Source organism: Amycolatopsis acididurans (assembly GCF_012328925.1).
Lineage (GTDB): Bacteria > Actinomycetota > Actinomycetes > Mycobacteriales > Pseudonocardiaceae > Amycolatopsis_E > Amycolatopsis_E acididurans.
The window spans coordinates 1-3,395 of record NZ_JAAXLS010000104.1 but is presented as its reverse complement, the minus strand read 5'-3'; the positions used below and the strand labels follow the sequence as shown (position 1 = coordinate 3,395).

Below are 3,395 nucleotides of genomic sequence, written 5' to 3'. Positions count from 1 at the left end.
GTTCGGCGGTGTCCTACTCTCCCACACCCTGGCGGGTGCAGTACCATCGGCGCTGGCAGGCTTAGCTTCCGGGTTCGGAATGGGACCGGGCGTTTCCCCACCGCCATAACCACCGAAACACTCCGAAACAACACCACCCCCATCATTAATCCGGGGGTTCCGGTGTGGTGTTTCAGATACCGTAGAGTGGATGCGTAACATCTTTGTGGGTAAGTCCTCGGCCTATTAGTACCAGTCAACTCGAAAACACATTACTGTGCGTCCATTTCTGGCCTATCAACCCCATCGTCTCTAGGGGGCCTTAACCCATCAAGGGTGGGAGACCTCATCTTGGAACAGGCTTCCCGCTTAGATGCCTTCAGCGGTTATCCCTTCCGAACGTAGCTAACCAGCCATGCCCCTGGCGGAACAACTGGCATACCAGAGGTTCGTCCGTCCCGGTCCTCTCGTACTAGGGACAGCCTTCCTCAAGTCTCCTACGCGCGCGGCGGATAGGGACCGAACTGTCTCACGACGTTCTAAACCCAGCTCGCGTGCCGCTTTAATGGGCGAACAGCCCAACCCTTGGGACCTACTCCAGCCCCAGGATGCGACGAGCCGACATCGAGGTGCCAAACCATGCCGTCGATATGGACTCTTGGGCAAGATCAGCCTGTTATCCCCGGGGTACCTTTTATCCGTTGAGCGACACCCCTTCCACCAGGCGGTGCCGGATCACTAGTCCCGACTTTCGTCCCTGCTCGACCTGTCAGTCTCACAGTCAAGCTCCCTTGTGCACTTACACTCAACACCTGATTGCCAACCAGGCTGAGGGAACCTTTGGGCGCCTCCGTTACTCTTTGGGAGGCAACCGCCCCAGTTAAACTACCCACCAGGCACTGTCCCTGAACCGGCTCACGGTCCGAGGTTAGATTCCCAATCCGACCAGAGTGGTATTTCAACAACAACTCCACGAGAACTAGCGTCCCCGCTTCACAGTTTCCCACCTATCCTACACAAGCCGAACCGAAAACCAATACCAAGCTATAGTAAAGGTCCCGGGGTCTTTCCGTCCTGCCGCGCGTAACGAGCATCTTTACTCGTAATGCAATTTCGCCGGGCCTGTGGTTGAGACAGCCGGAAAGTCGTTACGCCATTCGTGCAGGTCGGAACTTACCCGACAAGGAATTTCGCTACCTTAGGATGGTTATAGTTACCACCGCCGTTTACTGGCGCTTAAATTCTCAGCTTCACCCCCGAAAGGGTTAACCGGTCCTCTTAACGTTCCAGCACCGGGCAGGCGTCAGTCCATATACCTCGAATTACTTCTTCGCATGGACCTGTGTTTTTAGTAAACAGTCGCTTTCCGCTGGTCTCTGCGGCCACTGCTCCCTAGCCCGCGAAGGGCTTCAAGAGCCTTGGCCCCCCTTCTCCCGAAGTTACGGGGGCATTTTGCCGAGTTCCTTAACCACAGTTCACCCGATCGCCTTAGTATTCTCTACCTGACCACCTGTGTCGGTTTGGGGTACGGGCCGCACATGTTCTCGCTAGAGGCTTTTCTCGGCAGCATAGGATCACCCTACTTCACCTCAACGGCTACGCATCACGTCTCAGCCTGTCTGAGCGGCGGATTTACCTACCACTCGGCCTACACGCTTACACCAGTACAACCACTCACTGGCGGAGCTACCTTCCTGCGTCACCCCATCGCTTGACTACTACACACTCAGGCCCCACGCTCCACCACTCAGTTCCGAAGAACCTCGCAGCTTCGGGTGGTTAGTATCATGCGCCTCATCAGGGACGAACATACGCGGGTACGGGAATATCAACCCGTTGTCCATCGACTACGCCTGTCGGCCTCGCCTTAGGTCCCGACTCACCCTGGGCAGATTAACTTGACCCAGGAACCCTTGGTCATCCGGCGGCAGAGGTTCTCACTCTGCATTCGCTACTCATGCCTGCATTCTCACTCCCACACCCTCCACCCCTAGTTTCCACTGAGGCTTCACCGGGCGCAGGACGCTCCCCTACCCACCACACCAGTCGTTAGACCAAAGGTGTAGTGACACGGCTTCGGCGGTGTGCTTAAGCCCCGCTACATTGTCGGCGCAGGACCACTTGACCAGTGAGCTATTACGCACTCTTTCAAGGGTGGCTGCTTCTAAGCCAACCTCCTGGTTGTCTGGGCAATCCCACATCCTTTCCCACTGAGCACACACTTCGGGGCCTTAGCCGGTGTTCTGGGCTGTTTCCCTCTCGACGACGAAGCTTATCCCCCGCCGTCTCACTGCCGCGCTCTCACTCACCCGTATTCGGAGTTTGGTTGACTTCGGTAACCCGGTAAGGCCCCTAGGCCACCCAGTAGCTCTACCCCAGGTGAGAAACACACGACGCTGCACCTAAATGCATTTCGGGGAGAACCAGCTATCACGGAGTTTGATTGGCCTTTCACCCCTACCCACAACTCATCCCCCAGGTTTTCAACCCTGGTGGGTTCGGCCCTCCACACCGTCTTACCGGCGCTTCAGCCTGGCCATGGGTAGATCACTCCGCTTCGGGTCTAGACCACGCGACTCCATCGCCCTCTTCAGACTCGCTTTCGCTACGGCTACCCCACACGGGTTAACCTCGCCACGCAGCACTAACTCGCAGGCTCATTCTTCAAAAGGCACGCCATCACCACCACCCCAAAAGGGCAGCTCGGCTCTGACGGCTTGTAGGCACACGGTTTCAGGTACTCTTTCACTCCCCTCCCGGGGTACTTTTCATCTTTCCCTCACGGTACTAGTCCGCTATCGGTCACCAGGAAGTATTTAGGCTTACCGAGTGGTCCCGGCAGATTCACAGCAAATTCCACGAGCTCGCTGCTACTCGAGAACACCACCACACCACACCAACACAGCTTTCGCATACAGGACTCTCACCCACTCCGGTCGCGCATCCCAACGCGTTCTGCTAACTGTGCAGCATCATGCCAGAACTGTCAGATTCTGGAAGGCAGGTCTCACAACCCCGAACACACAACCCCTGACAGGTATCACATGCATCCGGTTTAGCCTCCTCCGCTTTCGCTCGCCACTACTCACGGAATCACACTTGTTTTCTCTTCCTACGGGTACTGAGATGTTTCACTTCCCCGCGTTCCCTCCACCTGCCCTATACATTCAGGCAGGGGTAACACCACATCACTGGTGCTGGGTTTCCCCATTCGGACACCCTCGGATCACAGCTCGGTTGACAGCTCCCCGAGGCTTATCGCAGCCTCCCACGTCCTTCATCGGCCCCTGATGCCAAGACATCCACCATGCGCCCATCACAACTTGACCACAAAGATGCTCGCATCCACTCTACAGTTCTCAAACACCACACCAGAGGCGTGTTGCCTCAGGACCCAACAGCATGCCAGCAAACAC

General features: G+C 56.6%; 2 rRNA genes. Both read right to left on the bottom strand.

What is annotated here, in order from left to right:
* Positions 1-117, bottom strand: a 5S ribosomal RNA gene (gene rrf / locus HFP15_RS41995).
* A gap of 88 nt (positions 118-205) precedes the next feature.
* Positions 206-3,308: ribosomal RNA gene (locus tag HFP15_RS41990) — 23S ribosomal RNA — on the bottom strand.
* Positions 3,309-3,395: the final 87 nt, after the last annotated feature.